Consider the following 1,349-nt stretch of genomic DNA (forward strand, 5'->3'; position numbering starts at 1 on the left):
TGAGGTTCACCCCGAGTGGTGGACAGGGGGCTTACAGATTTCAGGCGGCAGTGGTTCGAAGTGAACGCTCGTAGTCGTCGGGGCTTTGGTTCCCGATCGCGGAATGCCGCCGGGTAGTGTTGTAGAAGTTCATCCACTTGTCAACCGAGACAACGAGTTCGGCTTTCGTGGCGTAGGTGTGCCGGTAGTAGTGTTCGTGTTTGAAACTCGACCACAGCGATTCGGAAGGACTGTTGTCCCAACAGATTCCGGTCGCTCCCATCGACCGGCGCAGCCCGTGGCGCCAGCAGGCCCGGGCGGTCAGATGCGCGGTGAATTCCCCGCCGCGATCCGAGTGCAGGATCGCGCCCTGGACTCGGCCGCCGCGCACCGCCACTGCGGCATCGATGGCGTCGGTGACCATGTCGGCGCCGATGTGATCGGCCAGGCTGTAGGCGAGGACTTTGCGGGTGTGTCCGTCGCGGATCGCGCAGAGGAACATGTCGCCCTCGCCGCAGGTCAGGTAGGTGATATCGGTCGTCCAGACGGCGTCGGGACGCCCCTGATCAAAGCAGCGAGCCACCAGGTCCGGCGGGAACGACGCCGCTGGATCGGCCACAGTGGTGCGCACTTTGAACGTGCGAGGACTGATCCCTTCGAGCCCGGCCTGCGCCATGATCTTGGCGACGGTCTTGGCCGAGACCCGCTCGCCCCGATCGCGTAACTCACCAGTGATCCGCGGTGATCCGTAAGTGCCGTGCGAATCGCGATGAACGGTGACGATCTTCGTTTCCAAGTCCGCCCGCCGCTGTTGGCGGTCGGTGAGAACCGTTGCCGCCCTGCGCTTGGCATGCGCGTAGTAGCCCGAGGTCGATACCTGCAACAGTCGCGCCATGCGGAGAATCGAAAACCGTTGCCCTGCAGGCTGATCAGTGCCAGCAACGCCGGTGACATCATCGGGGCCGGCGTACTTGGCCATCAGAGCGAACCGGGCCGGTTCGTCTGCATCGCGGCAAAGTACGCCGACGCTTTTTTCAGGAAAGCGATGTCTTTGTCCTGCTCAGCGACCTGCCTTCGCAGTCGCTGCAACTCGGCTCGCTCCGCAGCATCCAGAGGCTTTTCACCATGAATCTCGGCGGCGGCGATCCTGCGCCGCTCGTCTTTGACCCACGTACCCAACAGACTCTCGTGAATACCCAGTTCCCGGGCAACTTCAGCGACCGTGCGACCCGAATCGATCACACGATGCGCAGCCTCGACCTTGTACTCGGCCGTGAACGACCGACGCTTACGAGGAGGCATGCAGACATCCTAACCAGCAGGAACAACCATCCCGCTAACTCAGTGTCCACTCCCCGGGGTGAACCTCA

The 1,349-nt window shown here is 62.7% G+C and carries 2 protein-coding genes; both read right to left on the minus strand.

All coding sequences use genetic code 11. The features are described 5' to 3' along the window. Nucleotides 1-40: 40 nt before the first annotated feature. Nucleotides 41-958, minus strand: a complete 918-nt coding sequence (locus tag AB0J29_RS37195) for an IS3 family transposase (RefSeq protein WP_364796069.1) — start codon at nt 956-958, stop codon at nt 41-43. Continuing rightward, nucleotides 958-1,281, minus strand: coding sequence for a transposase (locus AB0J29_RS37200; RefSeq protein WP_364796072.1), 324 nt, complete (start codon nt 1,279-1,281; stop codon nt 958-960). The genes AB0J29_RS37195 and AB0J29_RS37200 overlap by 1 nt, the downstream gene beginning before the upstream one ends. Nucleotides 1,282-1,349: the final 68 nt, after the last annotated feature.

Origin of the sequence: Nocardia sp. NPDC049707, from assembly GCF_040674855.1 — a bacterium.
Lineage (GTDB): Bacteria > Actinomycetota > Actinomycetes > Mycobacteriales > Mycobacteriaceae > Nocardia.

Bases quoted from the DNA above. Each gene is read 5' to 3' on its own strand.
- AB0J29_RS37195 (WP_364796069.1), bottom strand. From the start codon at position 958: ATGGCCAAGTACGCCGGCCCCGATGATGTCACCGGCGTTGCTGGCACT.
- AB0J29_RS37200 (WP_364796072.1), bottom strand. From the start codon at position 1,281: ATGCCTCCTCGTAAGCGTCGGTCGTTCACGGCCGAGTACAAGGTCGAG.